The organism is Streptomyces sp. NPDC037401 (genome assembly GCF_055602345.1).
Window position 1 is genome coordinate 219,925 of the sequence record NZ_JBVJWO010000002.1, and the last position, 26,100, is coordinate 246,024.

Here is a 26,100-nt window from a genome sequence, read left to right on the forward strand (position 1 = left end):
TGAAACTTTCCCTCTCAGCCCAGCAGGACGTCGTCGTCGCCGAGGCGCTTCAGCTCGCGGTACAGGATCGCGAGGCCGGTGACGATGGCGGCGGCGGACACTACGGCGTCGACGAGCTGCAGCGTGTCGCTCTCGGTGCGGGCCCTGCGGGCCTGCTTGATCACGCTGATGGCGCCGAAGGCGGTGGTGCCGATCGACAGGTACGTGCCGGACTTCGACTTCTTGAAGCCCTTGGCCTTGGTCAGTGCACTCACAGCGACGGAGCCTCCTCGAGCAGCGGGTGACCCCAGCGCGCGACGAAGGCGGCCTCGACGGCGGCACCGACCTTGTACAGGCGGTCGTCCTTCATTGCCGGGGCGATGATCTGCAGACCGACCGGGAGACCGTCCTCGGGTGCCAGGCCGCACGGGAGCGACATGGCGGAGTTGCCGGCCAGGTTGGTCGGGATGGTGCACAGGTCCGCGAGGTACATCGCCATCGGGTCGTCGGCGCGCTCACCGATCGGGAAGGCGGTGGTCGGGGTCGTCGGGGAGACGATCACGTCGACCTGCTCGAAGGACTTCTCGAAGTCCTTGGTGATGAGCGTGCGGACCTTCTGGGCGGAGCCGTAGTACGCGTCGTAGTAGCCGGAGCTGAGCGCGTACGTGCCGAGGATGATGCGGCGCTTGACCTCGTCGCCGAAGCCGGCTTCGCGGGTCAGGGCCGTGACGTCCTCGGCGGACTTCGTGCCGTCGTCGCCGACCCGCAGGCCGTAGCGCATGGCGTCGAAGCGGGCCAGGTTCGAGGAGCACTCGGACGGGGCGATCAGGTAGTACGCGGCGAGCGCGAGGTCGAAGGACGGGCAGTCCAGCTCGACGATCTCGGCGCCCAGCTCCTTGAGGAGCTCCACGGACTCGTTGAAGCGCTGGACGACACCGGCCTGGTAGCCCTCGCCGGCGAACTGCTTGACGACACCGACGCGCATGCCGGCGACGGAGCCGTTGCGCGCGGCCTCGACGACCGGCGGGACCGGGGCGTCGATGGAGGTGGAGTCGAGCGGGTCGTGGCCGGCGATGACCTCGTGCAGCAGGGCCGCGTCCAGGACCGTGCGGGCGCAGGGGCCGCCCTGGTCGAGGGAGGAGGAGAAGGCGACCATGCCGTAGCGGGAGACGCCGCCGTAGGTCGGCTTGACGCCGACGGTGGCGGTGACGGCCGCGGGCTGGCGGATCGAGCCGCCGGTGTCGGTGCCGATCGCGAGGGGGGCCTCGTACGCGGCGAGGGCCGCGGAGGAGCCGCCGCCGGAGCCGCCGGGGATCCGGGTGAGGTCCCAGGGGTTGCCGGTGGGGCCGTAGGCGCTGTTCTCGGTGGAGGACCCCATGGCGAACTCGTCCATGTTGGTCTTGCCGAGGATGACGACGCCGGCTTCCTTGAGCTTGCGCGTCAGGGTGGCGTCGTACGGCGGGATCCAGCCCTCGAGGATCTTCGAGCCGACCGTGGTCGGCACACCCTTGGTGGTGAAGATGTCCTTGAGCGCGAGCGGTACGCCGGCCAGCGGGCCGAGCTTCTCGCCCGCGGCGCGCTTGGCGTCGACGGCGCGGGCCTGCGCGAGGGCACCCTCGCGGTCGACGTGCAGGAAGGCGTGGACCTTCTCGTCGACGGCCTCGATGCGGGCCAGGTGGGCCTCGGTGACCTCGACGGCCGTGAGCTCGCCCGAAGCGATCTTCGCGGCGATCTCGGCGGCGGTGAGCTTGATGATGTTGCTGTCCGTCATGACGGTTAGTCCTCCCCCAGGATCTGCGGCACCTTGAAACGCTGCTGCTCCTGCGCGGGAGCTCCGGAGAGCGCCTGCTCGGGGGTGAGCGACGGACGGACCTCGTCCGCGCGCATGACGTTCGTCAGCGGCAGCGGGTGGGAGGTCGGCGGGACGTCTTGGTCGGCGACCTCGGAAACGCGGGCGACCGCGCCGATGATGTCGTCGAGCTGTCCGGCGAAGTGATCCAGCTCTTCGGCCTTGAGCTCCAGACGCGCCAGCCGAGCGAGGTGGGCGACCTCCTCGCGCGTGATGCCAGGCATGCAGCGATCCTCTGAGGGTGGTGAGTGTGTAGGTTTCGGGCCCAATCCTAGGGGGCGCGGACGTCACACCACGAAACGGTTTGGCGGGAGCCGGGACACGGCTCCCGCCAAACGGCTTTTGTCACACTGTGCGGGCCGGGGTGCCGGTCAGCGCTTGCTGCCGAAGTTCTGGACCCACCAGGGACCGTTCGACTTGAGGTTCACGCCCACGCCGATGTCCTTGTAGCTGCAGTTCAGGATGTTGGCGCGGTGGCCGGGGCTGTCCATCCAGCCGGCCATCGCCTTGGCGGGGGTGCGCGGGCTCTTGTAGATGTTCTCGCCCCACCGCATCCAGCGGTACCCGGCCTTGGTCATCCGGTCCCCGGCGCTGCGGCCCTCGGGGCTGGTGTGGGAGTAGTAGTTCCGCTTGGCCATGTCGTTGGCGTGGTACTGGGCGGCCTTCATGAGCCGCTTGTCCGCGCGCAGCGGGGCGCAGCCGGCTCGCGCGCGCTGCTGGTTGACGAGGGCGATGACCTTCTTGGCGTACTGGGCGGCCTTGGCGGCCGCGGGGCTCGCCGGGGCCGCAGGGGCGGCGGGGGCCGCGGCCCGGCCGGCGGGGGCGAGGCCGGCGGAGCTCTGCGCCCCGGGTATGGAGGCGCTCTGCCCCGGCAGGGCGGCGGGGCGGGCGGCGGCGGGGCGCTCGGCCTCGGCGGTGGTGGCCTGCCCGGCCGCGGGCCAGGCGAAGGCTGCGGCGGTGGCCGCGACGGAGGCTGCGGCGACGGACAGCGCGGTCACGCGTCCCCGGGAGCGGCGGTGGCGGGCCCGGGGGGCTGCGTCGGCGGCGGGCGCTTCGGGGGCGGGCTGGTGACGGGCGTCGTGCTGGGGCATGGGACTCCGTTCTCTGGTGCGCCGGGGTGTCCGGCTACAGAGGAGACCTGCCGCAGGAATGCGGATAACGCTTTTCCCGGATGCCGTGTGTACGCCCCGGGTGGCCGGGGCGTACGCCCGCCTGCCCGCTACGGGGCCTGCGTCTCGGAGGAGGTCACCGCGGAGAGGTCGGCCGTGATGTCGGCGGGGCGGCGCCAGCCGCGTTCGCCGCGGGCCAGCAGCCAGGCGGTGGCCTCGGCCGGGGGCATGGCGGCGGCGACCAGCCAGCCCTGGACGGCGTCGCAGCCGAGGTCGCGCAAGCGCTCCCAGGTCTCGTCGTCCTCCACGCCCTCGGCGACGACGAGCAGGCCCAGGGAGTGGGCGAGGTCGACGGTGCAGCGGACGATCTCGGCGTCCTGGGCGTCCACGGCGAGCCGGGCCACGAAGGACCGGTCGATCTTCAGCTCGCTGACGGGCAGGCGGCGCAGGTGCACCAGGGAGGAGTAGCCGGTGCCGAAGTCGTCCAGGGACATCTTGACGCCGTGGCCGGTGAGGCCGGCCATGGTGTCGGCCGCGCGCTGCGGGTCCTCCAGCAGGACGTGCTCGGTGATCTCCAGCTGGAGGGCGCCGGCGGGCACGCCGTGGCGGGCCAGGCGGGCGGCGACGGCGCCCGCGAAGCCGGGGGTGTGGACGTCGCGGGGGGAGACGTTGACGGCGACCGGGACCTTGAGGCCCTGGGCGCGCCAGCGGGCGACCTGGGCGAGGGCGGTCTCCAGTACGTACTCGGTGAGGTGCGGCATGAGGCCGGAGGTCTCGGCGATCGCGATGAACTCGTCGGGAGGGACCCGGCCGCGTTCGGGGTGCACCCAGCGGACGAGGGCTTCGAGCCCGGCGACCTGGCCGTCGAAGCGGACCTTGGGCTGGTAGTGGAGTTCGACCTCGCTCGCGTCGAGGGCGCGGCGGAGGTCGCCGAGGAGGCCGAGGCGGTCGGGCGTGTTGCTGTCGCGCTTGGATTCGTAGACCTCGACTCCGGTGCGGTCGCGCTTCGCCTGGTACATGGCGACGTCGGCGCGGCGCAGCAGGCCCTCGGCGTCCAGGGCGTGGTCGGGGAAGACGGCGAGGCCGGCGCTGGCCTCGAGGACGAGGGTGAGGCCGTCCAGGTCGAGGGGGGAGCTGAGCTCGGCGACCAGGTGGCGGGCGATCCGCTGGGCGCTGGTGGTGGAGTCCGCGACGGGGATCAGGACGGCGAACTCGTCGCCGCCGAGCCGGGCGGCTTCGGCGTGCCGGGGCAGGGCGAGGCGGAGGCGGTCGGCGATCTGGAGCAGGAGGCGGTCGCCGGCGAGGTGGCCCAGGGTGTCGTTGACGGCGCGGAAGCGGTCCAGGTCGATCAGGACGAGGGCGGATCGGGTGCCGGTACGTTCCGCCTCGTCGAGTGCGCTCCAGGCGCGCTCGAGCAGCCACTGCCGGTTGGGCAGCCCGGTGAGGGGGTCGCGCAGCTGCTCCTCGGCCCGGGCGCGGGCGATCCACAGGGTGGAGTCGAGTGCGATCAGCGGGACGGCGAACAGCGGCAGCAGCACCGGCAGGGTGACGGCGATGACGCAGATCAGCGGGGCGATGCCCAGGAGGGCGACGGCGACCAAAGCCTGACGGACCATCGCCGTGCGGGCGACGGTGGGCAGTCCGCCGCCGCGGGGTGCGAGGGCGAGCCAGAGGATCACGCGGGTGACGGCGAGGTAGGCGACGGCGACGAGGACCACCTCGGGGATGGCGTCGAGCTCCCAGCGCAGGGGATGCCAGGGCTCCTCCACGGTGGGGGCGTCTCCGAAGGCCGCGAGGACGAGGGCGCCCGCGCCGATGCCGAGGACGTCGACGGCGCCGTGCAGCAGGCCCTGCCGCCAGCGGTGCCGACGGGCCGCCCCGACGAGGGAGACCACGGCCAGGCTGACGAGTCCGGCGGGGACCCAGCCGTAGAGGAGGAGCACGCCGAGGGTGAGGGCGGCGCCGGAGCCGGTGCCGCCCCACCAGCGGTCGCGGCCGAGGGCGACCAGGTGGCCGACGATGATGCCGCTGAGCAGGGCCAGGGACCAGCCGACGGTGGATCCGGGGAAGAGGGCGTGGCCGTCGCCGACGGCGTGGACGATGCCCGCGACGAGGACGACCGCGGCCAGGCCGATCACGGCGATGGGCAGGATGGTGCGCCGCGCGGTGCCGCCGGTGCCGCTGACGCCGGTGTCGAGCGGGTACGTCTCGGGGGTCCTGGATCCCAGGACGCCGAGCCGTCCGCCCCGTACGACCGGGGGCTCCCCGCCGAATTCAGGTGACGGGTCGGCGCTTTCGGTGGGTTTCATGCCCGTCCCTCTCACAGCCGGCTGTGCCGATGCCACGCGATGGCCCGATGTCATGCCATCACGGCTGGGCATCGCACCACGCAGCCGTGCACGACAGGCGCACCCCTCAACAGTAGGCCGCAGGGGGCTCCCAGGGGCAGCGGTCGGCGGCGGTTGCCCGAATGCGACCCAGCCATTGTCATCAGTACGGTATCCGCCGAACGGGTGAGATCGGACCAGGACCCCCCTGTCACCCATCTGATGATCCGACAGGTCAGGGGTGCCTGGCTAGCTCCGTGCGGGCACTATTCCCCCTCAACCGGAAGGGCGGCCTCGCGAGCGGCGTCGGGTCCCTGCTCCAACAGGACGGCAAAACCCGCCTCGTCGAGTACGGCGAGTTTCAACTGCATGGCCTTGTCGTACTTCGAGCCGGGGTTGTCGCCCACGACGACGAACGAGGTCTTCTTCGAGACGGACCCGGTCACCTTCGCGCCGCGGCTCTGGAGCGCCTCCTTGGCGCCGTCGCGGGTGTGGCCGGCCAGGGTGCCGGTCACGACGACGGTCATGCCCTCCAGCGGGCGCGGCCCGGTCTCCTCGCCTGCGCCCTCCTCCTCCATCCGGACGCCGGCGGCCCGCCACTTGCGCAGGATCTCCTGGTGCCAGTCGACGGCGAACCACTCCTTGAGGGAGGCGGCGATGATGGCGCCGACGCCCTCGGTCGCGGCCAGTTCTTCTTCCGTCGCCGCCTCGATCCGGTCGATCGAGCGGAACTCCCGGGCGAGGGCCTGGGCGGCGACGGGGCCGACGTGCCGGATCGAGAGGCCGTTGATGACGCGGGCCAGGGGGCGGTCCTTGGCCGCGGCGATGTTCTCCAGCATCGCCAGGGCGTTCTTCTTCGGCTCGCCCTTCTGGTTGGCGAAGACCGTGACGATCTTCTCCTCGCCGGTCTTGGGGTCGCGCTTGGGCAGCCCGCTGTCGGCGTCGAGGACGTACGCCTTGATGGGCAGCAGGTCCTCGATGGTGAGGTCGAACAGGTCGCCCTCGTCGCGCATCGGCGGTTCGGCCGGCTCCAGCGGCCGGGTGAGCGCGGCGGCGGCCACCGCGCCGAAGTTCTCGATGTCCAGGCACTGGCGGCCGCCCAGATAGAACAGCCGTTCGCGCAACTGGGCGGGGCAGGTCTGGCCGTTGGGGCAGCGGAGGTCGATGTCGCCCTCCTTCATCGGCCGCAGCGCGGTGCCGCACTCCGGGCACTGCGCCGGCATGACGAACTCCCGCTCGGTGCCGTCCCGCAGGTCCACCACCGGGCCGAGGATCTCGGGGATCACGTCGCCGGCCTTGCGCAGCACGACGGTGTCGCCGATGAGGACGCCCTTGGCCTTGACCACTTCCTGGTTGTGCAGGGTGGCGAACTCGACCTCCGAGCCGGCCACCGTGACCGGCTCCACCTGGGCGTACGGGGTGACGCGGCCGGTGCGGCCGACGCCCACCTTGATGTCGACGAGCTTGGTGTTGACCTCTTCGGGAGCGTACTTCCAGGCGATCGCCCAGCGCGGGGCGCGCGCCGTGGAGCCGAGGCGGCCCTGGAGCGGGATCTCGTCGAGCTTGACGACCACGCCGTCGATCTCGTGCTCCACCGAGTGGCGGTTCTCGCCGAAGTACGCGATGAAGTCCCGGACCTGCGCCAGCGAGTCCACGACCTTGTTGTGGCGGGCGGTGGGCAGGCCCCACTCGTGCAGGAGGTCGTACGCGTGCGACAGGCAGTCGATGTCGAGGCCCTCGCGGGCGCCGATGCCGTGCACCACCATGTGGAGCGGGCGGGTGGCGGTGACCTTGGGGTCCTTCTGGCGAAGCGATCCTGCGGCGGCGTTGCGCGGGTTCGCGAAGGGCTTGTCCCCCGCCTCGACCAGGCGGGCGTTGAGCTCTTCGAACTTCTCCATGGGGAAGAAGACCTCGCCGCGGATCTCGACCAGTGCCGGGATGCGCTCGCCCTTGAGGCGGTCGGGGATCTCCGTGATGGTGCGGACGTTGGGCGTGATGTCCTCGCCGGTGCGGCCGTCGCCGCGGGTGGCGGCCCGGGTCAGCCGCCCGTTCTCGTAGGTGAGGTTGACCGCGAGGCCGTCGACCTTGAGCTCGCACAGGTAGTGGAAGTCCGGGGTGCCGACGTCCCGGGCCACCCGGTCGGCCCACGCGGACAGTTCCTCGTCGGCGAAGGCGTTGTCGAGGGACAGCATGCGCTCGCGGTGCTCGACGGAGGTGAAGTCGGTTTCGTACGCCCCGGCGACCTTCTGCGTGGGCGAGTCCGGGGTGCGCAGCTCCGGGTACTCCTCCTCCAGTGCCTCCAGCGAGCGCAGCAGCCTGTCGAACTCGGCGTCGCTGACGACCGGCTGGTCGTTCACGTAGTACCGGAAGCGGTGTTCCTCCACCTGCTCCGCGAGCAGGGCGTGCTGCTCGCGCGCTTCTGCCGGTACCACGCTGCCCTGCTGCTGTTCGGCTGCCATGCCTGTCCTCCCGTTAAGCCATCACTCAGGGTTGTCGGCGAGCGACCTCGCCGCCCTGACGCAGTGGGCCTGTACCGCGCGGGCGTACGCGGGCGAGGCGCCCGCCAGACCGCACGACGGGGTGACCACGACGGACTCCGCGAGAGCCCCCGGGGCCAGCCCCAGCCTGCGCCAGAGCTTCCTGACACCCATGACGCTACCGGCAGGGTCCGACAACGGGCCGTCGGTGCCCGGCACCACTCCGGCGAAGAGTTTCGTGCCGCCTTCGACGGCCTCCCCGATCGCCTCGTCCTCGCGCTCGGTGAGCAACGAGAAATCGAACGACACGCCCGTGGCGCCGGCGCGGCGCAGCAGGGCGAAGGGCACGCCGGGGGCGCAGGAGTGCACGACGGACGGCCCGTCGTGGACGGCGAACAGGTCGCGCAGCGCGCCCTCGGCGACCTGCCGGTCCACGGCCCGGTAGGTGCGGTAGCCGCTGGCGGTCTTCACCTGTCCGCGCAGGACGGCGCCCAGCGAGGGTTCGTCGAGCTGGAGCACGATCTCGGCGCCGGGGATCCGCTTGCGCACGTCGGCGAGGTGGCCGTGCAGGCCTTCGGCGAGGGAGCCGGCCAGGTCCCGGCAGGCGCCGGGGTCCCGGAGGAGGGCTTCGCCGCTGCGCAGCTCCAGCGCGGCGGCCAGGGTCCAGGGCCCGACGGCCTGGATCTTGAGCCGGCCCTCGTAGCCCTGGGTGAACTCCTCCAGGGCGTCGAGGTCCTCCCCGAGCCAGGACCGGGCCCGGCGGGTGTCCCGGCCCGGCCGGTCGCTCAGCCGCCAGCCGCTGGGTTCGAGGTGGGCGTACAGGTCGACGAGGAGCCCGAGGGAGCGGCCGATCATGTCGGCGCCGGGGCCCCGGGCGGGGAGTTCGGGAAGGTAGGGGAAGTCCTCGAAGGTCCCCGTGACGGTCTTGGCGGCCTCGCGCGCGTCCCCGCCGGGCAGCGAGCCGACTCCGGTGGCGGTCATCGGCTCAGCGCCCCGGCCGTACGGTCAGGTCGTTGACCTCGGCGTCCCGGGGCAGGTCGAGCGCCATGAGGACGGTGGTCGCGACGGACTCGGGGTCGATCCAGGCGGCGGGGTCGTAGTCCTTGCCCTCCTGGGAGTGCACCTTGGCCTGCATGGGGGTGGCGGTGCGGCCCGGGTAGACGGAGGTGACGCGGACGCCGTTGGGCTTCTCCTCGTGGCGCAGGGAGTCGGCGAGGGCCTTGAGGCCGTGCTTGGAGGCGGCGTACGCGCCCCACTCGGCGTGGGCGTGCAGGCCGGCGCCGGAGTTCACGTACAGGACGTGGCCCTGGGCGGCGCGCAGCGAGGGCAGCAGCAGGCGGGTCAGCTCGGCGGGGGCGATCAGGTTGACGTTGAGCTGCTGGTGCCAGGTCTTGGGGCGCAGCTCGCCGACGGGCCCGAGGTCGACGATCCCGGCGACGTGGAGGAGGGAGTCGAGCCGGTCGGGCAGGGCCTGGTGGGAGAACGCCCAGGAGATCCGGTCGGGGTCGGCGAGGTCGGCGACGAGCGCCCGGGATCCGGGGTAGCGGGCGGTCAGTTCCTTGCCGCGGGCGGCGTCGCGGGCGAGGAGGAGCAGCTCGTCGCCGCGCTCGTGCAGGCGCCGCGCGACGGCGGCGCCGATGCCGGAGCCGGCGCCGGTGATGAGGTGGGTTGCCATGCCCCCATGCTCGCACCCTGCGACGGCCCGCCCGCGCCGCAGGGGCGGGTGGGGCGGGGCCCCGCCGCGGGGTGTGCGGCGGGGCCCCGGGGCGTCAGCCCGCGCAGTACGCGTTGATGACGCTCACGTCGGACTTGTTGCCGTTCTTGTCCTCGATCACGGCGCGGAGCGAGACCGCCTTGCCCTTGGCCGGGTTCTTGACGGAGACCTTGCCGGCCTTCACGGTCAGCTTCTTCCAGGTGTACCCGCCGTCGTACGAGGCGTACGCGGTGAGCGACTTGAGGTTGGCGCCCGCGGCCGCTCCCTGGACGGTCAGCGGGATGGAGAGGGTGCGGCCCGCCGGGGAGGTGCTGTCGATGGCCAGCTTCGGGGTGAAGCGGGCCGTGGACACCGGGAGGTGGACCGTCTTGGTGGTCTTCGCCGAGCGGAACCACCAGCTGGCGAGGATCCGGGTGGAGACCATGGAGAGCTTCGGGCTGCGGTCGACCTTCGTCGTCAGCTTGTACGCGGCGTCTCCGGCCGGGACCTTGAACAGTTCGCTGCCCGTGAGCGGGTCGTTGTTGCGGCCGGCCACGACGCCGTTGCGGTAGAGGACCGTCTCGGCCTTGGTGTGGGCGGAGCCGCCGAGGTGGCCGCTGCCGTCCGCGAAGAGCGGCACGAAGGCGCCGATCTCGTTGCCGTTGCGGTACACGCCCACTTCCCGGGCCGGGTCGACGACCGGGCTGAAGACGGCGGTGTTGTAGCGCTCCCGGTAGCTCTTGCCGGCCTGGTAGGCCTTCGCCTCGCCGGCGTAGTAGTTCGCCTCGACGAGCGGGAAGCCGTCCGCGTCACGTCCGGAGATCTGCTCGAAGGACGCGTCCCACTTCACCCCGTCCAGGGCGGACAGGTACATGGTCACGGCGGCGGGGATCTTGCGGGGGGTGGTGAAGCCGCTGGCGCCCATGGAGCCGGGCAGCACGCCGAAGGCGGTGATCCCGCCCTCCTTGCCGGGGGCCGCGGCGCCGAGCTCCATGGTGACGGTGGCCAGGTCGGACTGCTTCAGCGCGCGGGTGTAGCCGGTGGCGATCCGCCGGGTCGGTCCGCCGAGGGCCGCGTGGTACTCGGTCGTGTCGCCCTGGGTCCAGTGCGCGTCGAACTGCTGGGTGAGCGTGCCCGGGTCGGCCTGCGGGCCGAGGTGGGCGGTGCGGAAGCCGTCGTACGACTGGAGCCACCAGCCGATGCCGTACGCGTCCTCGCCGGCGGTCAGGACGAGGCTCGGCGAGGCGAACGCGGACACCGCGGTGGCGGACGGCACCGTGATCTTCACGGGCTTGGTCTTGCGGGCGTCCACGGTGACGGTGGTGTTCTTGGTGACGGTCAGCTTGGGCTGGATGACCCAGTCCAGGCCCTTCGTGCCGTCGTTCGGGTCGAAGATGACCGTGGATTCGAGCAGGTAGCCGCCCTTGGGGGCGCGGATGGTGGACGCGCCGGACTCGTCGTAGACGTCGAAGCGCTTGCGCGCGGCGTATCCGCTGAGCCCGATGAGGGAGGAGCCGTGGTACTTGCTGGGCTTGCCGTCGCGGCCGATGTGCTTGATGGTCACGTCGTACGACTCGGCCTCGCGCTCCACTGCGGCCCCGGTGCGGACGCTCTGGCCGCCGCCGGTCGCGGTGACGTAGGCGCTGTACGAGCCGTCGGCGGTGCCGCCGAGCCGGGTGTCCGCGGTGACGGGCACGGAGGCCGTGCCGCCCGCCGGGACGGTGACCTTGGTGACGCCGAGGGTGAAGAAGCCGGCCGGGGAGGGCTTTCCGTCGGGGCCGGTCCCCGCGACGGTGACGTCGAGGGTGACGGCGGTGGTGCCGAGGTTGCGGTAGGTGAGGTTGCGCGTGACCGGCTTGTCGTCGGTGTGCGGCCACTGCTGGACGCCGAAGGAGACCGAAACGGGCTCGGCGATCACGGTCTGGTGCAGGGCCCGGTCCAGCGCGATCCGGCCGCTTCCCTGCTGGAACGCCGTGTAGGCGCCGGGCTTGGCGGAGGCGGCGAGGATGCCCTTGAGCTGCTGCCCCTTCCACGTCGGGTGCGCCTGCTTGAGCAGCGCGGCGGCGCCCGCGGCGTGCGGGGTGGCCATCGAGGTGCCCGAGATGGTCAGGTAGCCGGGCGGCTGCTGGCCGACTTCGCGCTCGATGACGCTGCCGGGGGCGGCCGCGGCGGTGGTGTCCACGCCGGGGGCGGTGACGTCCGGCTTGATCGCGCCGTCTCCGACGCGGGGCCCGATGCTGGAGAAGGACGCCAGCTTGTCGTCGTCGTTGACGGCGCCCACGGTGAGCGCGGCGTCCGCGCTGCCCGGGGAGCCGACGGTGCCGGGCCCGCCCTCGCCGCTGTTGCCCGCCGCGATGGCGAAGAGCACGCCGGTGTCGGCGCTGAGCTTGTTCACGGCGGCTTCGAGCGGGTCGATCTGCGGGGTGTCCCGGCCGCCGAGGCTGAGGTTGACGACGTCGGAGCCCTGGGCGACGGCCCACTCCATGCCGGCGACGATGCCGGAGTCGTCGCCGTAGCCGTTGTCGTCGAGGACCTTGCCGTTGAGCAGGGCGGCCGCAGGGGCGACGCCCTTGAGGAGGCCGCCGGACTTGGCGCCGGTGCCGGCCGCGATGGAGGCGACGTGGGTGCCGTGGCCGAAGCGGTCCTTGGCGTCGGCGGACCCGGTGAAGTTCTTCTCCGCGACGACCTTCCCGGCGAAGTCGGGGTGGGTGGCGTCCACTCCGGTGTCCAGGACGGCGATCTTCGTGCCCTTGCCGTCGTACCCGGCGGCCCAGGCCTTGTCCGCGCCGATCTGCTTGGTGCTCTTGTCGAGGCTCGCCTTGCGGATGCCGTCGAGCCATACGGTCGCGATGCCGGCTGCTGCCGTGCGGCGGCCGGTGGCGCGCTGTGCGTCGGTGAGCGCTTCCCAGACGGCGGCCGCGTCGGCCGGCGCGGCGCTGATCGCCTCGGCGCCGAGCGAAGTGAACGTGCGCTGGACGCGGGTGTCCTCGCCGGCGGCGCGCAGGGCGGCCTTCGCGGCGGGGGCGGCGCCCTGGTAGGCGACGATGAGGCGGAGCCGGTCACCGCGCGCGGCCCGGTACTCGGGGCGGCTGAGCTCCGTGATGTCGAAGAGCCGGGCGTCGAGCTTCCCGGCGGCGATGAGGCGCTGTGCGTCGAAGGGGACCACGCTGGTGTGCCCGTTGCTGCGCTCCACGGATACGGGTATCCGGGTGCGTCCCTCGGCCGCTTCGAGCCCGACCGGCTTGCCCTGGGCATCGACGAGCACCCGGTCGCCGGTGATCAGGGTGATGCGGGTGAGGCCCTTGTTCTTGGCCGCGGCGGCCTGCTGCGCCGCGAACGGGTTCGTGGTCGGGTCGGTGACCGAGGCTGCGGACGGGGTGGTCAGCCCCGCCAGCAGCACCACGGCCGCGGCTGCGGCGACTGAGGCCGCGCCGGCCTTCTTCATGCCTTTACGCAATTCATCCCCCGGATGAGAGGTCATCGCGCGGGGAACGGAGCTCGTCCCCCGGAAGGGGCAGTATCACCCGACCGGGCGAGGCGCTCAACAACGTGTCCGAATAAGACAGTTGAGGAGGAAGTGACTCCGGACCGTTCTCACGGGCCCCGGAAAACGTCAGGCAGCGGCCCGGGCCTTGAAGGTACGCCGGTAGGCGATGGGCGACACGCCGAGCGAGGCGCGCATGTGCTGGCGCAGCGAGTTGGCCGAACCGAACCCTGCGCGGTGGGCCACCAGGTCGACCGGGAGGTCGCTCGACTCCAGGAGCTGGCGGGCCAGTTCGAGTCTCTGTGCGGTCAGCCACTGCACGGGCGTGAGGCCCACCTCGTCGCGGAAGCGACGGGTGAAGGTGCGCAGGCTCATCCTGGCGTGCGTCGCCAGCTCGGCCAGGCTCAGCGGGGTGTGCAGCCGGTCCAGGGCCCACGCGCGGGTGTCGGCGGTGGTGGAGACCGTCGGCTCGGGGACGGGGCGCACGGTGTACTGCGCCTGTCCGCCCTCGCGCCAGGGCGGTACGACGCACAGCCGGGCGGCGAGGTTGGCGACCGCGCTGCCGTGGTCGCGGCGGATCAGGTGCAGGCAGAGGTCGACGCCCGCGGCGACCCCGGCCGAGGTCAGGACGTCGCCGTCGTCGACGAAGAGCACGTCCTCGTCGAGCCGGATCCGGGGGAAGGCCCTGCGGAACTCGTCGGCCTTGAGCCAGTGGGTGGTGGCGGGCCGGCCGTCGAGCATGCCGGCCGCGGCGAGGACGTACGAGCCGGTGCAGATGGACACCAGCCGGGTGCCGGGCCGGATCCGGGCGAGGGCGGCGGTGAGCTCGGGCCGCAGCGGCTCCCCCCGGACCAGTTCGTCCATGGCGTGGGTGGGCGGCACGATCACCGTGTCGGCGGCGGCCAGCGCCTCGGGTCCGGCGGAGACGGCGATGGTGAAGCCCGCATCGCTGGCGACCGGCTCGCCGTCGGCGGTGCACACCACGATCTCGTACAGCGGCCGGCCGTCGGCGTCGTAGGCGTTGCCGAAGACCCGGGAGGGGATCCCGAGCTCGAAGGGCGGAACGCCCTCAAGGGCGAGTACGGCGATTCTGTGCATGGCCAGATTCTGTCACATAGTGGCCGTCTGGCCAGAACCGTCACGACCGCAGCTGCCCCAAGGTGGTGACACAGCAACCGCGTGAAGGAACCGAAGGAGAAGAAATGCGTGCCGTAGTCGTCAGTGAATGGGGCGGTCCCGGGGTCCTGACCGAGGTCGAGGCCGAGCGTCCCGAGCCGGGCATGGGCGAGGTCCTGGTCCGGGTGCACGCCGCCGGGGTGAACCCGGTCGACTGGAAGACCCGCGCCAGCGGCGCCCTGATCCCGTGGGGCGCGGTCCCCATGGTGGGCTGGGACGTCTCCGGCACCGTCGAGGCCGTCGGACCGGGCGTGACGATGTACCGGCCGGGCGACGAGGTCTTCGGGATGCCGCGCTTCCCGGTGCAGGCGGGCGGCTACGCGGAGTACGTGACCGCACCGGCCCGGCACCTGGCCCGCAAGCCCGCGGCGCTGACCCACGAGGAGGCCGCCGCGCTGCCGCTGGCCTCGCTGACCGCGTGGCAGGCCCTCACCGACACGGCCGGGCTGCAGCCGGGCCAGCGGGTGCTGGTCCATGCGGCGGCCGGCGGCGTCGGGCACTTCGCCGTCCAGATCGCCAAGGCGCTCGGGGCGTACGTGATCGGCACGGCGAGCGCGCCCAAGCACGACTTCCTGCGCTCGATCGGCGCCGACGAGGTGATCGACTACCGGACCGCGCGCTTCGAGGACGTGGTCGCGGACGTGGACGTGGTGATCGACGCCATCGGCGGCGAGTACGGCGAGCGCTCCCTGAAGGTGCTGCGCCCCGGCGGCCACCTGATCACGTTGAACGGCCCCGACGACGTACCCGCCGGCGCGGAGGGCTTCCGCACCGGCTGGACGCTGGTCGAGCCGGACTTCTCGGGCCTGAAGGCGATCGCCGCACTCGTCGAGGAGGGCAGGCTGCGCCCCGCGGTCGACACGGTCCTGCCGCTGGAGCAGGCCGCGAAGGCCCACGAGATCGGCGAGCGGGGCCGCACCACCGGCAAGATCGTCCTGTCGGTGGCCTGAGGGGCGCAGGGGCCGACGGGGCAGAGGGGCGGCCGCCTCAGACGGCGGCGGTCGCCCGCGTCGTCGTCGCGATGGTCGCCGAGCCGACGACGCGCGTGCCGTCGTACAGCACGATCGCCTGGCCGGGGGCGACCCCGCGGACCGGCTCGGTGAAGGTCACCCGCAGCTCGCCGTCCACGACCTCGGCGTGGACCTCGGTCTCGCCGCCGTGGGCGCGCAGCTGGGCGGTGTAGGTGCCGGGGGCGGCGGCCCGCGCGCCGCACCAGCGGGGCTTGATGGCGGTCAGGCCGGTGACGTCGAGCGCCTCGGCCGGGCCGACGGTGACGGTGTTGTTCACCGGGGAGATGTCGAGGACGTAGCGCGGCTTGCCGTCGGCGGCGGGGTGGCCGATGCGCAGGCCCTTGCGCTGCCCGATGGTGAAGCCGTACGCGCCCTCGTGCGAGCCGAGCTTGCGGCCGGACTCGTCGACGATGTCGCCCTCGGCCTTGCCGAGGCGCTTGGCGAGGAAGCCCTGGGTGTCGCCGTCAGCGATGAAGCAGATGTCGTGGCTGTCGGGCTTCTTCGCGACGGCCAGGCCGCGGCGCTCGGCCTCGGCACGGATCTCGTCCTTGGTGGTGATCGTGTCGCCGAGCGGGAAGAGCGCGTGGGCGAGCTGCTTCTCGTCGAGCACGCCGAGGACGTACGACTGGTCCTTGGCCATGTCGGAGGCGCGGTGCAGCTCGCGGGTGCCGTCGGCGTTGACCACGACGGTGGCGTAGTGGCCGGTGCACACGGCGTCGAAGCCGAGGGCGAGGGCCTTGTCGAGCAGCGCGGCGAACTTGATCTTCTCGTTGCAGCGCAGGCAGGGGTTCGGGGTGCGTCCGGCTTCGTACTCGGCGACGAAGTCCTCGACCACGTCCTCGCGGAAGCGCTCGGCGAGGTCCCAGCAGTAGAAGGGGATGCCGATGACGTCGGCGGCGCGCCGGGCGTCGCGGGAGTCCTCGATGGTGCAGCAGCCGCGGGCCCCGGTGCGGAAGGACTGCGGGTTCGCGGACAGCGCGAGGTGGACGCCGGTCACGTCGTGCCCGGCTTCGACGGCGCGGGCGGCGGCTACGGCGGAGTCCACTCCGCCGGACATGGCGGCGAGGACACGGAGGGGACGGCGCGGCTGCGGGTTCTGAGTCATAGCACCCACCAGAGTACGGGGGGAACCGGACCCGGGGCACGGGCGTTCTTCTCCGAGACGGGGGTGGTTGCGAGTGGGCGGCAAGAAGCGGGGACCGGCGCGGAGGGCGCTGCTGATCACGGGGCTCGGCGTGCTCGTCGGGGCCGGGGTGGCCGGGCGGGACGAGATATCGCGCGGATACTGGCTCATTCCCGGGGTTTCCAAGCCTCGCAAGGAGGGTGAGCTCGACCACAAGGGCGCACGCTGGACGGCGGCGTCCCCGGCGAACTGGCGGATGGCGGACCGGCCCGCGGACTACCGGGTCGACCGGATCGTGGTGCATGTCACCCAGGGCGGCTTCCGGTCCGCGGTGGACGCCTTCCGCAATCCGTGGCACAAGGCCTCGGCCCACTACATCGTGCGCCAGGACGGGCACGTCGAGCAGATGGTGCGCGAGCTGGACGTGGCCTTCCACGCCAACAACCGCAGCATGAACGAGCGCAGCGTCGGCATCGAGCACGTGGGCTTCGTGGACCGGCCCCGGGACTTCACCGACGCGATGTACCGGTCCTCGGCGCGGCTGGCGGCGGACATCTGCCGGCGGTACGGCATCCCGGTGGACCGCCGGCACATCGTGGGGCACTCCGAGGTGCCGGGCGCGGACCACACGGATCCGGGGCCGCACTGGGACTGGGACCGGTACCTCGACCTGGTGCGCTCGCACACCGCCGCGTGAAGCGGCCCGCCGGGGCGGTCAGCTGAGGCCGGCGGTGCGGGCGCGCTCGACGGCCGGGCCGATGGCCGCGGCCAGGGCGGCGACGTCCTCCTTGGTCGAGGTGTGGCCGAGGGAGAAGCGCAGGGTGCCTCGGGCCAGCTCGGGGTCGGTGCCGGCGGCAAGCAGGACGTGGCTCGGCTGGGCGACGCCCGCGGTGCAGGCGGAGCCGGTGGAGCACTCGATGCCCTGGGCGTCGAGCAGCAGCAGGAGGGAGTCGCCTTCGCAGCCGGGGAAGCTGAAGTGGGCGTTGGCCGGAAGGCGGTCGTGCGGATCGCCGCCGAGCACGGCGTCGGGGACGGCCGCGCGGACGGCGGCGACGAGCTCGTCGCGCAGGGCGCCGATCTCGCGGGCGAAGGCCTCGCGCCGCTCGGCGGCGAGGCCGGCGGCCACCGCGAAGGCGGCGATGGCCGGGACGTCGAGGGTGCCGGAGCGGACGTGGCGCTCCTGTCCGCCGCCGTGCAGCACGGGTACGGGCGTCTGGTCGCGGCCGAGCAGCAGGGCGCCGATGCCGTACGGGCCGCCGATCTTGTGGCCGCTGACGGTCATGGCGGCGAGCCCCGAAGCGGCGAAGTCCACGTCGAGCTGACCGAAGGCCTGGACGGCGTCGGAGTGCAGGGGGATGCCGAACTCGCGGGCGATCGCGGCGAGTCCGGGGACCGGCAGGACGGTGCCGATCTCGTTGTTGGCCCACATGACGGTGGCCAGGGCCACGTCGTCGGGGTTGCGCTCCACGGCGGCGCGGAAGGCGTCGGGGTGGACGCGGCCGTAGCGGTCGACGGGCAGGTACTCGACGGTGGCGCCCTCGTGCTCGGCGAGCCAGTGGACGGCGTCGAGCACGGCGTGGTGTTCCACGGGGCTGGCGAGGACGCGGGTGCGGGCCGGGTCCGCGTCGTGCCGGGCCCAGTAGAGGCCCTTCACGGCGAGGTTGTCGGCCTCGGTGCCGCCGGCGGTGAAGACCACCTCGCTGGGGCGTGCCCCGATGGCTTCGGCGAGGGCCTCCCTCGCCTCCTCCACGGTGCGGCGGGCGCGGCGTCCGGCGGCGTGCAGGGACGAGGCGTTGCCGGTGACCGCGAACTGGGCGGTCATCGCCTCGGCGGCCTCCGGAAGCATCGGAGTGGTCGCGGCGTGGTCGAGGTAGGCCATGATCCCCCGATTCTACGGTCGCTGCCGCGCCGGGAGGTACGGGGTGACCGGCCACGTTCGCGGCCCCCTCCCCGCGCGGCTCACCGCACGGCGGGATCCGCTCCTCCCGGCGGCAGCCGGAGCCGCGTCAGGCGCGCGGCGTGCGGGCCAGCTGGCGGGACTGGGCGACCAGGCGGTCGGCGGAGTCCCAGACTTCGGCGTCCTCCTCCAGGAAGCCGCCGGCCAGGTTGCGCGTGGTGATCGAGACGCGGAGCGGGCCCGGTGCGGGGCGGCAGCGGATGTGGGTGGTGAGCTCGACCGTGGGGGTCCAGCCCATCAGGCCCATCTCGAAGGCCGTGGGCGGCAGCGCGTCCACGACGAGGAGCAGCGAGAGCGGGTCGGCGTCGCGGCCGTCGGCCAGCGAGAACCACGCGCGCATCTCCCCGCGGCCGGAGGGGGCTCCGACGGCCCAGCCGGCCGTGGTCGGGTCGAGCCGCAGGCGCAGCCGGTCGACGATCGCGGAGCTGCCGGGGATGGGGGCGCCGCCGGCGTCCGCGCCCAGGCAGTGCTCGTACGCCGGGATGTCGGGCTGGGGCGCGGTCGTGCGGACCTCCGCCGGCAGGGCGGACAGGTCGCCGTACGACGCGAGGACGCGGATCCGCTCGACCTCGGCGCCGTTCTCGTCGTACTGGAACAGCGAGGCCTGGCCCGTGGAGAGGGTGCGTCCGGAGCGGACGAGCTCGGTGCGGATGACCGCGGGGCCCGGGACGGAGGCGCTCAGGTAGTGCGCCGAGACCGTGATCGGGTCGCGGTGCGGCAGGGCCTCGGACAGGGCCCGGCCGACGAGGGCGAGCAGGTAGCCGCCGTTGACGGCGCTGATGATCGTCCACCCGGCGGACAGGTCGGCGTCGAAGACACCCGGCTCGGCCGCACCCCGCGGCCGGACGCCGGTGTCCCGGTCGAACTCGCTGTCACCGATGGTCGCCATGGTTGCTGAGTGAGCTGCCTGGGTCATGAAATCGACGCTACACCGAGTTGCTACTAAGCGGTAGCTTTTCTTTCTAGGGCTCTTCCGAGACAGACGAGCGGCGGTTCCAGGCCAGGGGTGCGCGCCAGTGGTAGCGCATCGCGAGCAGTCGCAGCACGAAGGTCGTGACGATCGCGATCCCGCTGGTCACGGCGTCGAGGGCGTCGAAGGCGATGAAGAGGGCCACCATCGCCGCGCCCACCACGGCGGGCACGGCGTACATCTCGCGGTCGCGCAGCAGCGACGGGACCTCGTTGGCGATCACGTCGCGCAGCACACCGCCGCCGACGGCCGTGGCCAGGCCCAGGGCGGCCGACGCCGTCAGGCCGAGCCCGTACTCGTACGCCTTGGTCGTGCCCGTGACGCAGAAGAGCCCGAGGCCGGCCGCGTCGAAGACGTTGATCGCGCGGTTGATCCGCTGGACCTCGGGGTGCAGGAAGTAGACCAGGCCGGCGGCGATCAGCGGGGTGACGAAGAAGCTGAGCTCGCCGAACGCGGCCGGGGGCACGGCGCCGATGACCAGGTCGCGGAAGAGCCCGCCGCCGAGCGCGGTGACCAGGGCGAGCACGCCGATGCCGAAGACGTCGAAGTTCTTGCGGACCGCGAGCAGCGCGCCCGCGGTCGCGAAGACGAAGATGCCCGCGAGGTCCAGGGCATGCTGGACGTCCGGGGGGAAAAGATCGTGAACCACCCCCCAATTGTGGGGGCGCGGCGAGGCCGGATCCGCCGTGGGGCGGTCCGGCCTCGCCGGGGATGCGTTACTGCGCTGCCTCGGCGCCCGGCAGGGCCGGGTCTCCGGGTGCCTGGTCCGGGGCGTTCTCCGGGTGGTGGCAGGCGACCTGGTGGCCCGTCTTGAGGGCCAGCAGCGGCGGTTCCTTCGTCTTGCAGATCTCCGTGGCCTTCCAGCACCGGGTGTGGAAGCGGCAGCCGCTGGGCGGCGAGATCGGCGAGGGCACGTCGCCCTTGAGCAGGATGCGCCCGCTCTTGGTGCCGCGCCGACGCGGGTCCGGCACCGGCACGGCCGACATCAGCGCGGTGGTGTACGGGTGCATCGGGGACTCGTAGAGCGACTTGCGGTCCGTGAGCTCGACGATCTTGCCGAGGTACATGACCGCGATCCGGTCCGAGACGTGCCGGATGACCGACAGGTCGTGGGCGATGATCACGTACGTCAGGCCCAGCTCGTCCTGGAGGTCGTCCAGCAGGTTGACCACCTGGGCCTGGATCGACACGTCGAGCGCGGAGACCGGCTCGTCGGCCACCACGAGCTTGGGCTTGAGGGCCAGCGCGCGGGCGATGCCGATGCGCTGGCGCTGGCCGCCGGAGAACTCGTGCGGGTAGCGGTTGTAGTGCTCGGGGTTGAGGCCCACGAGCGACAGCAGCCGCTGGACCTCCGCCTTGAGCCCGCCCTCCGGGGTGACGCCCTGGAGCTTGAACGGGGCGCTGACGATCGTGCCGACCGTGTGGCGCGGGTTCAGCGAGCCGTACGGGTCCTGGAAGATCATCTGCACGTCGCGGCGCAGCGGGCGCATGCCCGCCACTCCGAGGTGCGTGATGTCCTTGCCCTCGAACTCGATGGTGCCGCCGGTCGGCTCCAGCAGGCGCATGAGCAGCCTGCCCATGGTCGACTTGCCGCAGCCGGACTCGCCGACGATGCCGAGGGTCTCACCGCGGCGCACCTCGAAGTCGAGACCGTCGACCGCCTTCACGGCGCCGACCTGCCGGCGCAGCAGCCCCTTGGTGATGGGGAAGTGCTTCGTCAGGCCGGTGACCTTCAGCAGCGGCTCCGGGGAGTCGGCTGCCTGCTCGGGGATGACGGCCTCGGCCGTCTTGTTCACGTCGGTCACAGCTTCGGCGCAATCTCTTCGGTCCAGATCCGGGTCCGCTCCTCCTGCGACATGTGGCAGGCGGACCAGTGCCGGTTGCCGCCGTCTTCGCCGGAGCTGTCGAGGAGTTCCGGCCGCACCGTGCGCGTGACGTTGTCCTTGGGCACGTCGGCGTACGGGCAGCGCGGGTGGAAGGCGCAGCCGCTGGGGATGTTGATGAGGCTGGGCGGGGAGCCCTTGACCGGGATGAGCCGCTCGGTCTGGTCGCGGTCGATGCGGGGCATCGAGCCGAGCAGGCCCCAGGTGTAGGGGTGCCGGGGCTCGTAGAAGACCTTCTCGGCCGTGCCGCGCTCGACGCACCGGCCGCCGTACATGACCAGCAGGTCGTCGGCCATCTCGGCGACGACGCCCAGGTCGTGCGTGATCATGATGACCGCGGAGCCGAACTCGCTCTGCAGGTCCCGGATCAGGTCGAGGATCTGCGCCTGGACGGTGACGTCGAGGGCGGTGGTCGGCTCGTCCGCGATGAGCAGCTCGGGGTTGTTGACCAGCGCCATCGCGATCATCGCGCGCTGGCGCATGCCGCCGGAGAACTCGTGCGGGTAGCTGTCCACCCGCTTGTGGGGCTCGGGGATGCCCACCCGGTCGAGGAGCTCGACGGCCCGGGTGCGGGCGGTCTTCTTGTCGACCTTGTTGTGGACGCGGTACGCCTCGGCGATCTGCTTGCCGATGGTGAAGTACGGGTGCATCGCGCTCAGCGGGTCCTGGAAGATCATCGCGATCTCCCGGCCGCGGAGCTTGCGCACCTCGTCCTCGTCGGTGGAGAGCAGCTCCCTGCCGCCCAGCCAGATCTCGCCGGAGATCTGCGCCTTCTGGCGGCCGTACTGGCCCACCCGGTGCAGGCCCATGATGCCGAGCGAGGTGACCGACTTGCCGGAGCCGGACTCGCCGACGATGCCGAGGGTCTTGCCCTTCTCCAGGGTGAAGGAGAGCCCGTCGACGGACTTGACCAGGCCGTCCTCGGTCGGGAAGTGCACCTTGAGGTCGCGGACGTCCAGGAAGGCGCTGCCAGGGGCCGAGCCGGCGACGGGCTCGTTGACGGCCCCGGTCTTCGTCAGGTCGGTCATGACAGCCTCACTCGGGGGTCGATCACCGCGTACATGAGGTCAACGATGAGGTTCGCGGCTACGACGAAGAAGGCGGAGATCAGGGTGATGCCCAGGATGACCGGCAGGTCGTGGTCGCTGATCGCCCGTACCGCGCTGTAGCCGAGGCCGTGCAGCGAGAACGTGTACTCGGTGAGCACCGCACCGCCGAGGAGGGCGCCGAGGTCCAGGCCGAGGACGGTCAGGATCGGGGTCATCGTCGAGCGCATGGCGTGCTTGCCGATGACGACCGGTTCGGTGAGGCCCTTGGCCCGCGCCGTGCGGATGTAGTCCTCGTTGAGGACCTCCAGCATGGTCGCGCGGGTGAGGCGGGCGTACATCGCCGCGTAGAGGAAGGCGAGCGAGACCCACGGCAGGACCATGCCGTTGAACCACTTCGCCGGATCCTCGGCGAACTCGGCCTCGGGCCGTCCGAACCAGCCGAGCTGGTCCGAGAAGAGCGCGATGGCGAGCATGCCCGTGAAGTAGATGGGGAGCGAGACGCCGGCGAGGGCCAGGCCCATGGCCGAACGGTCCATGACCGTGCCGCGCTTGAGGGCGGAGAGCACGCCGGTGGCGACGCCTCCGATGACCCACAGCACGACCGCTCCGCCCGCGAGCGAGAGGGTGACCGGCAGCCAGTCCAGCAGCAGCGGCCACACCTCCTGCTCGGTCTTGAAGGAGTACCCGAAGCAGGGTGCCGCGCAGTGCGTGACGTCGGTGCCGTTGGCGTACGTGCGACCTGCCACCAGCCCGACGACGAACTTACCGAACTGGACGAGGATCGGGTCATCGAGACCCATCTTCTGCCGGATGCCCTCGATGGCGGCGGGGTCGGACTGCTTGCCGACGAAGTAGAGCGCCGGGTCCGCCCCGATCATCTTGGGGAAGAGGAAGAAGATTCCGAAGGTCACCAGCGTGATGACCAACAGCATGACGACGACGGCGAAAATCCGCCGGATGAGATATGCAAGCACTGCGCTCGGCCTGGCTGCGGCCCGGGGGCGCCCTCTTCTGGAGCGCGCCCCCCGGCCGTCGCCGCGGCCATCACCTGCCCTTCGTGCCTAGCGGGTGTGGCACTGGAACTGGAACTGACTGGTGGTTACTTGACGACGCCGAGCGAGGCGTAGTCGTACCGGCCGTTGTAGGCGTCGGTGGTGTAGGCGTTCGTCAGACGGGTCGAGCGCCAGGTGATCGTCTTGTCGTAGACGAAGGGCAGGTAGACCGCGGCCTCGGAGACCTTCTGGTTCATCTGCTTGTAGATGTCGCCGGCCTTGTTCGGGTCGGTCTCCGCGATGGCGTCGTCGAACAGCTTGTTGATCGCCGGGTCGTTCAGCTCGGAGAAGTTGTTGTTACCGCTCTGGAGGATGAAGCGGCCGTCGACCAGCGGCTGGGAGAAGCCCTGACCGGTGGGGAAGTCGGCGCCCCAGCCCATGATGATGATGCCGTAGCCCTTGTCCTTGACGACCTTCGGCGAACCGATGATGCCGGAGGTCTGGGCGCCGTCGAACTGGTCGACCTCGGCCTCGATGCCGACCTGCTTCAGGGCGTTCTGGAGCGAGACGGCGGTGGCGATCTCGGCCGGCTTGTTGTTGCGGACCGCGATGGTGGTCTTGAAGCCGGTCGGCTGGCCGCAGGCCTTCAGGTGCTCCTTGGCCTTCTCGACGTTCGGCTTGCCGTCGTTCTTCAGGACCTCGTACGGGTCGTAGGCGCCGTCGGAGCCCTTGATGCCCAGCGGGAGCATGTTGGGGGCGATGTCGCCACCGGCCTGCGGGCCGCCGCGGGCGGTCTGCAGGGACTTCTTGTCGGCCGCGTAGATGACGGCCTTGCGGCAGTCGATCTTGTCGAACGGGGCGACCGTCTGCGGCATGACCGCGTAGCGGATGAAGCCCGTCTGGCCGTTGTCCAGGTTGTTCTTGTGCTCGCGCAGCGCGGTGGCGCGGGCGGCCTGGCCGATGCCGGTGGCGTTGATGTCGACGTCGAACTCGCCGTTCATCAGGCGCTTGTCCATGTCGTCGGCGTTCGCCATGAACGTGACGGAGATGGTGTCCGGCAGCGCCTTGCGGATGGTGTCCGAGGCGGCGACGTACTTGGCGTTGCGCGACAGCTTCATGCCCTTGTTGGGCTCGTACGAGTCGATCTTGTACGGGCCGTTGGAGAAGGGCTTCAGGCCGTACTTGCCCGCCGTGTCCTTGTCCTTCTTGACCGGGGAGGCCGCCGGCATGGCCAGCATCTGCAGGAAGTCACCGTTCGACTTCGGCAGCTTGAAGATGATGGTCTTGGCGTCCGGGGTCTCGATCGCCTTCAGGCCGAGCTTGTCCGCCGACTTGTCCTTGTACGGACCCTTGTACTCGCTCTTCGGGTCGAGGACCTGCATCAGGTAGACCGGGCCGCCGGAGATGACGTCCTGGGCCCAGGTGCGCTGGATGCCGTACTTGATGTCCTGGGCGGTGACGGGGGTGCCGTCCTCCCACGTGACGTTGTCCTTCAGCGTGAACTTGTACGTCTTGCCGTCCGGGGAGATCTCCGGCATCGCGGAGGCGAGGTCCGGAACGAGCTCGGTGCTGCCCTGGCCCGGCGCGGGCTTGAACGAGACGAGCTGACGGGTGTAGTAGCGGGAGAAGTCCCACATGAAGCCGTAGTAACCGCGCTGCGGGTCCCACGAGTCGGCGTCCTGCGTACCGACGAACTTCAGCTCGCCGCCCTTCTTGTCCGAAGGGTTGGCGACCTTGTTGATGCCGGCGTTGAACGCGGCACCGCCCTTGCCGCCCTCTTCGTTCTTCTTCTCGCTACCGCCACAGGCGGTGGCCGTCAGCATGGCCGCGAGCACGACGGCCGTGCCAGCGGCAAGCCTGCGCTTCGACGTGCGGTGGGTAGTCACGATGCTCGCAACCTCCGTTGTAGTTCCGGCCTCTGGGAGCCGATGTTCCGGTGTGTACTGCTGGTCGCTAGCGCGCGCCCTTGGGGTCGAGGGCGTCGCGGACGCCGTCGCCGAAGAGGTTGAACGCCAGCACGGTGATGAAGATCGCCACGCCAGGGAAGATCAGGAAGAGCGGATCGTCCTGGTACGTGCGCACGGCCGTCGCGAGGGTCTCGCCCCACGACGGGGTCGGCGGCTTGACACCGACACCGAGGAAGCTGAGCGCGGCCTCGGTGAGCACGTTGGTGGGGATCATCAGCGTCGTGTAGACGGTGATCGGCGCCACCAGGTTGGGGAGCAGCTCGCGGAAGAGGATGTACATCCGGCCCGCTCCCAGGCTGCGCGCGGCTTCGACGTACTCCCGCTCGCGCAGTGACAGGGTCTGGCCGCGCACGATGCGTCCGATGTACGGCCAGCCGAAGAAGCCGATGACCAGGACCAGGACGGCGATGCGCAGGCCGGAGCCCTCGAAGCCCCACAGCTTGCTCGGGATGACCGAGATGAGGGCGATGATGAAGAGCAGGGCCGGGAAGGCCAGCAGCAGGTCCATGACCCGGCTGATCGCCGCGTCGACCCAGCCGCCGAAGTAGCCGGCCATGACACCGAAGAAGGTGCCGAGGGTGACCGCCACGAAGGCGGACAGGAACGCCACCAGCAGGGAGATGCGGGCGCCGTAGACGATCCGGCTGAAGACGTCGCGGCCGTTGACCGGCTCGACGCCCAGCAGGAAGTCCTTGCTGATGCCGCCGTACTCGCCCATCGGCAGGCCGAGCAGCGGGTCGAGGAGGTCCTCGTGCAGCTCCTCCGGCGGGTGGCCGAACGCCTTGACGATCAGCGGCGCGAAGATCGCGACGAGGACCAGCAGGAGGACGACGACACCGCCGGCCAGCGCGACCTTGTCACGCTTGAGCCGGGTCCAGGCGATCTTCCACGGGGAGCGCCCCTCGATCGCCTTCGGCGGCTGGTCGGCGGCGACAACGGCTGCGGGCTCGTCCGTGCTCGTGTCGTGCAGTGGTGCCGTCATCGTGGTGGGGACCCCTCTCGGCCGACGATGGCCGGCCCATGCCCGCCGCTGTAGCGGCTTGGTTCACATCGGT

At 71.6% G+C, this 26,100-nt stretch carries 21 protein-coding genes; 2 read left to right on the top strand and 19 right to left on the bottom strand.

From position 1 onward, the window contains the following. Positions 1-14: 14 nt before the first annotated feature. The 10 genes from ACZ7H1_RS02545 to ACZ7H1_RS02590 all read right to left on the bottom strand — a co-directional run bounded on the left by ACZ7H1_RS02545 (position 15) and on the right by ACZ7H1_RS02590 (position 14,016). Positions 15-254 (bottom strand): hypothetical protein, encoded by a 240-nt coding sequence (locus tag ACZ7H1_RS02545; RefSeq protein ID WP_470783031.1) that lies wholly within the window; start codon positions 252-254, stop codon positions 15-17. Then, complete coding sequence (gene gatA, locus ACZ7H1_RS02550) at positions 251-1,750, bottom strand: Asp-tRNA(Asn)/Glu-tRNA(Gln) amidotransferase subunit GatA (protein ID WP_470783032.1); 1,500 nt, start codon at positions 1,748-1,750, stop codon at positions 251-253. Before gatA ends, ACZ7H1_RS02545 begins: the two co-directional genes overlap by 4 nt. A gap of 5 nt (positions 1,751-1,755) precedes the next feature. Then, positions 1,756-2,052 (bottom strand): Asp-tRNA(Asn)/Glu-tRNA(Gln) amidotransferase subunit GatC, encoded by a 297-nt coding sequence (gene gatC / locus ACZ7H1_RS02555; RefSeq protein WP_010984178.1) that lies wholly within the window; start codon positions 2,050-2,052, stop codon positions 1,756-1,758. A 147-nt stretch (positions 2,053-2,199) separates the two neighbouring features. Beyond that, positions 2,200-2,919: a CAP domain-containing protein gene (locus ACZ7H1_RS02560; protein ID WP_470783034.1), complete on the bottom strand. Its 720-nt coding sequence runs from the start codon at positions 2,917-2,919 to the stop codon at positions 2,200-2,202. Positions 2,920-3,047: 128 nt separating this feature from the next. Next, entirely contained in the window at positions 3,048-5,165 is a 2,118-nt protein-coding gene (locus ACZ7H1_RS02565; protein ID WP_470783177.1) for a putative bifunctional diguanylate cyclase/phosphodiesterase, read from the bottom strand. Positions 5,166-5,530: 365 nt separating this feature from the next. Beyond that, entirely contained in the window at positions 5,531-7,723 is a 2,193-nt protein-coding gene (gene ligA / locus ACZ7H1_RS02570) for an NAD-dependent DNA ligase LigA (RefSeq protein WP_470783035.1), read from the bottom strand. Positions 7,724-7,744: 21 nt separating this feature from the next. Further along, on the bottom strand, positions 7,745-8,722 hold the full coding sequence (locus ACZ7H1_RS02575) for a methionine synthase (protein WP_470783036.1): 978 nt from the start codon (positions 8,720-8,722) through the stop codon (positions 7,745-7,747). A gap of 4 nt (positions 8,723-8,726) precedes the next feature. Further along, the gene (locus ACZ7H1_RS02580) at positions 8,727-9,416 is read right to left on the bottom strand and encodes an SDR family oxidoreductase (protein ID WP_470783037.1); all 690 of its coding nucleotides are present in this window, start codon (positions 9,414-9,416) and stop codon (positions 8,727-8,729) included. A 94-nt stretch (positions 9,417-9,510) separates the two neighbouring features. Next, positions 9,511-12,879 (bottom strand): S8 family peptidase, encoded by a 3,369-nt coding sequence (locus ACZ7H1_RS02585; protein WP_470783039.1) that lies wholly within the window; start codon positions 12,877-12,879, stop codon positions 9,511-9,513. 168 nt (positions 12,880-13,047) lie between these two features. Further along, the gene (locus ACZ7H1_RS02590) at positions 13,048-14,016 is read right to left on the bottom strand and encodes a GlxA family transcriptional regulator (RefSeq protein ID WP_470783040.1); all 969 of its coding nucleotides are present in this window, start codon (positions 14,014-14,016) and stop codon (positions 13,048-13,050) included. A gap of 104 nt (positions 14,017-14,120) precedes the next feature. Between ACZ7H1_RS02590 and ACZ7H1_RS02595 the strand changes: the two genes are divergently transcribed. Beyond that, on the top strand, positions 14,121-15,044 hold the full coding sequence (locus ACZ7H1_RS02595) for an NADP-dependent oxidoreductase (protein WP_470783042.1): 924 nt from the start codon (positions 14,121-14,123) through the stop codon (positions 15,042-15,044). A 37-nt stretch (positions 15,045-15,081) separates the two neighbouring features. Here ACZ7H1_RS02595 and mnmA read toward each other — a convergent pair whose 3' ends face one another. After that, positions 15,082-16,209: a tRNA 2-thiouridine(34) synthase MnmA gene (gene mnmA, locus ACZ7H1_RS02600; protein WP_470783043.1), complete on the bottom strand. Its 1,128-nt coding sequence runs from the start codon at positions 16,207-16,209 to the stop codon at positions 15,082-15,084. A 73-nt stretch (positions 16,210-16,282) separates the two neighbouring features. On the opposite strand from mnmA, the gene ACZ7H1_RS02605 reads away from it, so the two are divergent. Then, positions 16,283-16,924 carry an N-acetylmuramoyl-L-alanine amidase gene (locus tag ACZ7H1_RS02605; protein WP_470783045.1) on the top strand — a complete coding sequence of 214 codons (642 nt, stop codon included), beginning with the start codon at positions 16,283-16,285 and terminating at the stop codon, positions 16,922-16,924. An 18-nt stretch (positions 16,925-16,942) separates the two neighbouring features. Here the strand turns inward: ACZ7H1_RS02605 and ACZ7H1_RS02610 are convergent, their stop codons facing one another. The 8 genes from ACZ7H1_RS02610 to ACZ7H1_RS02645 form a co-directional block, all read right to left on the bottom strand. Continuing rightward, positions 16,943-18,106, bottom strand: coding sequence for a cysteine desulfurase family protein (locus ACZ7H1_RS02610; RefSeq protein WP_470783047.1), 1,164 nt, complete (start codon positions 18,104-18,106; stop codon positions 16,943-16,945). A 127-nt stretch (positions 18,107-18,233) separates the two neighbouring features. Next, positions 18,234-19,100: a thioesterase family protein gene (locus tag ACZ7H1_RS02615; RefSeq protein ID WP_470783049.1), complete on the bottom strand. Its 867-nt coding sequence runs from the start codon at positions 19,098-19,100 to the stop codon at positions 18,234-18,236. A gap of 46 nt (positions 19,101-19,146) precedes the next feature. Beyond that, positions 19,147-19,803, bottom strand: coding sequence for a trimeric intracellular cation channel family protein (locus tag ACZ7H1_RS02620; RefSeq protein ID WP_470783051.1), 657 nt, complete (start codon positions 19,801-19,803; stop codon positions 19,147-19,149). A 67-nt stretch (positions 19,804-19,870) separates the two neighbouring features. Further along, a complete protein-coding gene (locus ACZ7H1_RS02625; RefSeq protein ID WP_470783053.1) occupies positions 19,871-20,959 on the bottom strand; it encodes an ABC transporter ATP-binding protein in 1,089 nt (362 codons plus the stop codon). Then, the gene (locus ACZ7H1_RS02630) at positions 20,956-22,065 is read right to left on the bottom strand and encodes an ABC transporter ATP-binding protein (RefSeq protein ID WP_470783054.1); all 1,110 of its coding nucleotides are present in this window, start codon (positions 22,063-22,065) and stop codon (positions 20,956-20,958) included. Before ACZ7H1_RS02630 ends, ACZ7H1_RS02625 begins: the two co-directional genes overlap by 4 nt. Continuing rightward, positions 22,062-23,060, bottom strand: coding sequence for an ABC transporter permease (locus tag ACZ7H1_RS02635; protein ID WP_470783056.1), 999 nt, complete (start codon positions 23,058-23,060; stop codon positions 22,062-22,064). The genes ACZ7H1_RS02630 and ACZ7H1_RS02635 overlap by 4 nt, the downstream gene beginning before the upstream one ends. Positions 23,061-23,185: 125 nt before the next feature. Beyond that, a complete protein-coding gene (locus tag ACZ7H1_RS02640; RefSeq protein ID WP_470783058.1) occupies positions 23,186-24,964 on the bottom strand; it encodes an ABC transporter substrate-binding protein in 1,779 nt (592 codons plus the stop codon). A 67-nt stretch (positions 24,965-25,031) separates the two neighbouring features. Next, complete coding sequence (locus tag ACZ7H1_RS02645) at positions 25,032-26,027, bottom strand: ABC transporter permease (RefSeq protein WP_470783059.1); 996 nt, start codon at positions 26,025-26,027, stop codon at positions 25,032-25,034. Positions 26,028-26,100: the final 73 nt, after the last annotated feature.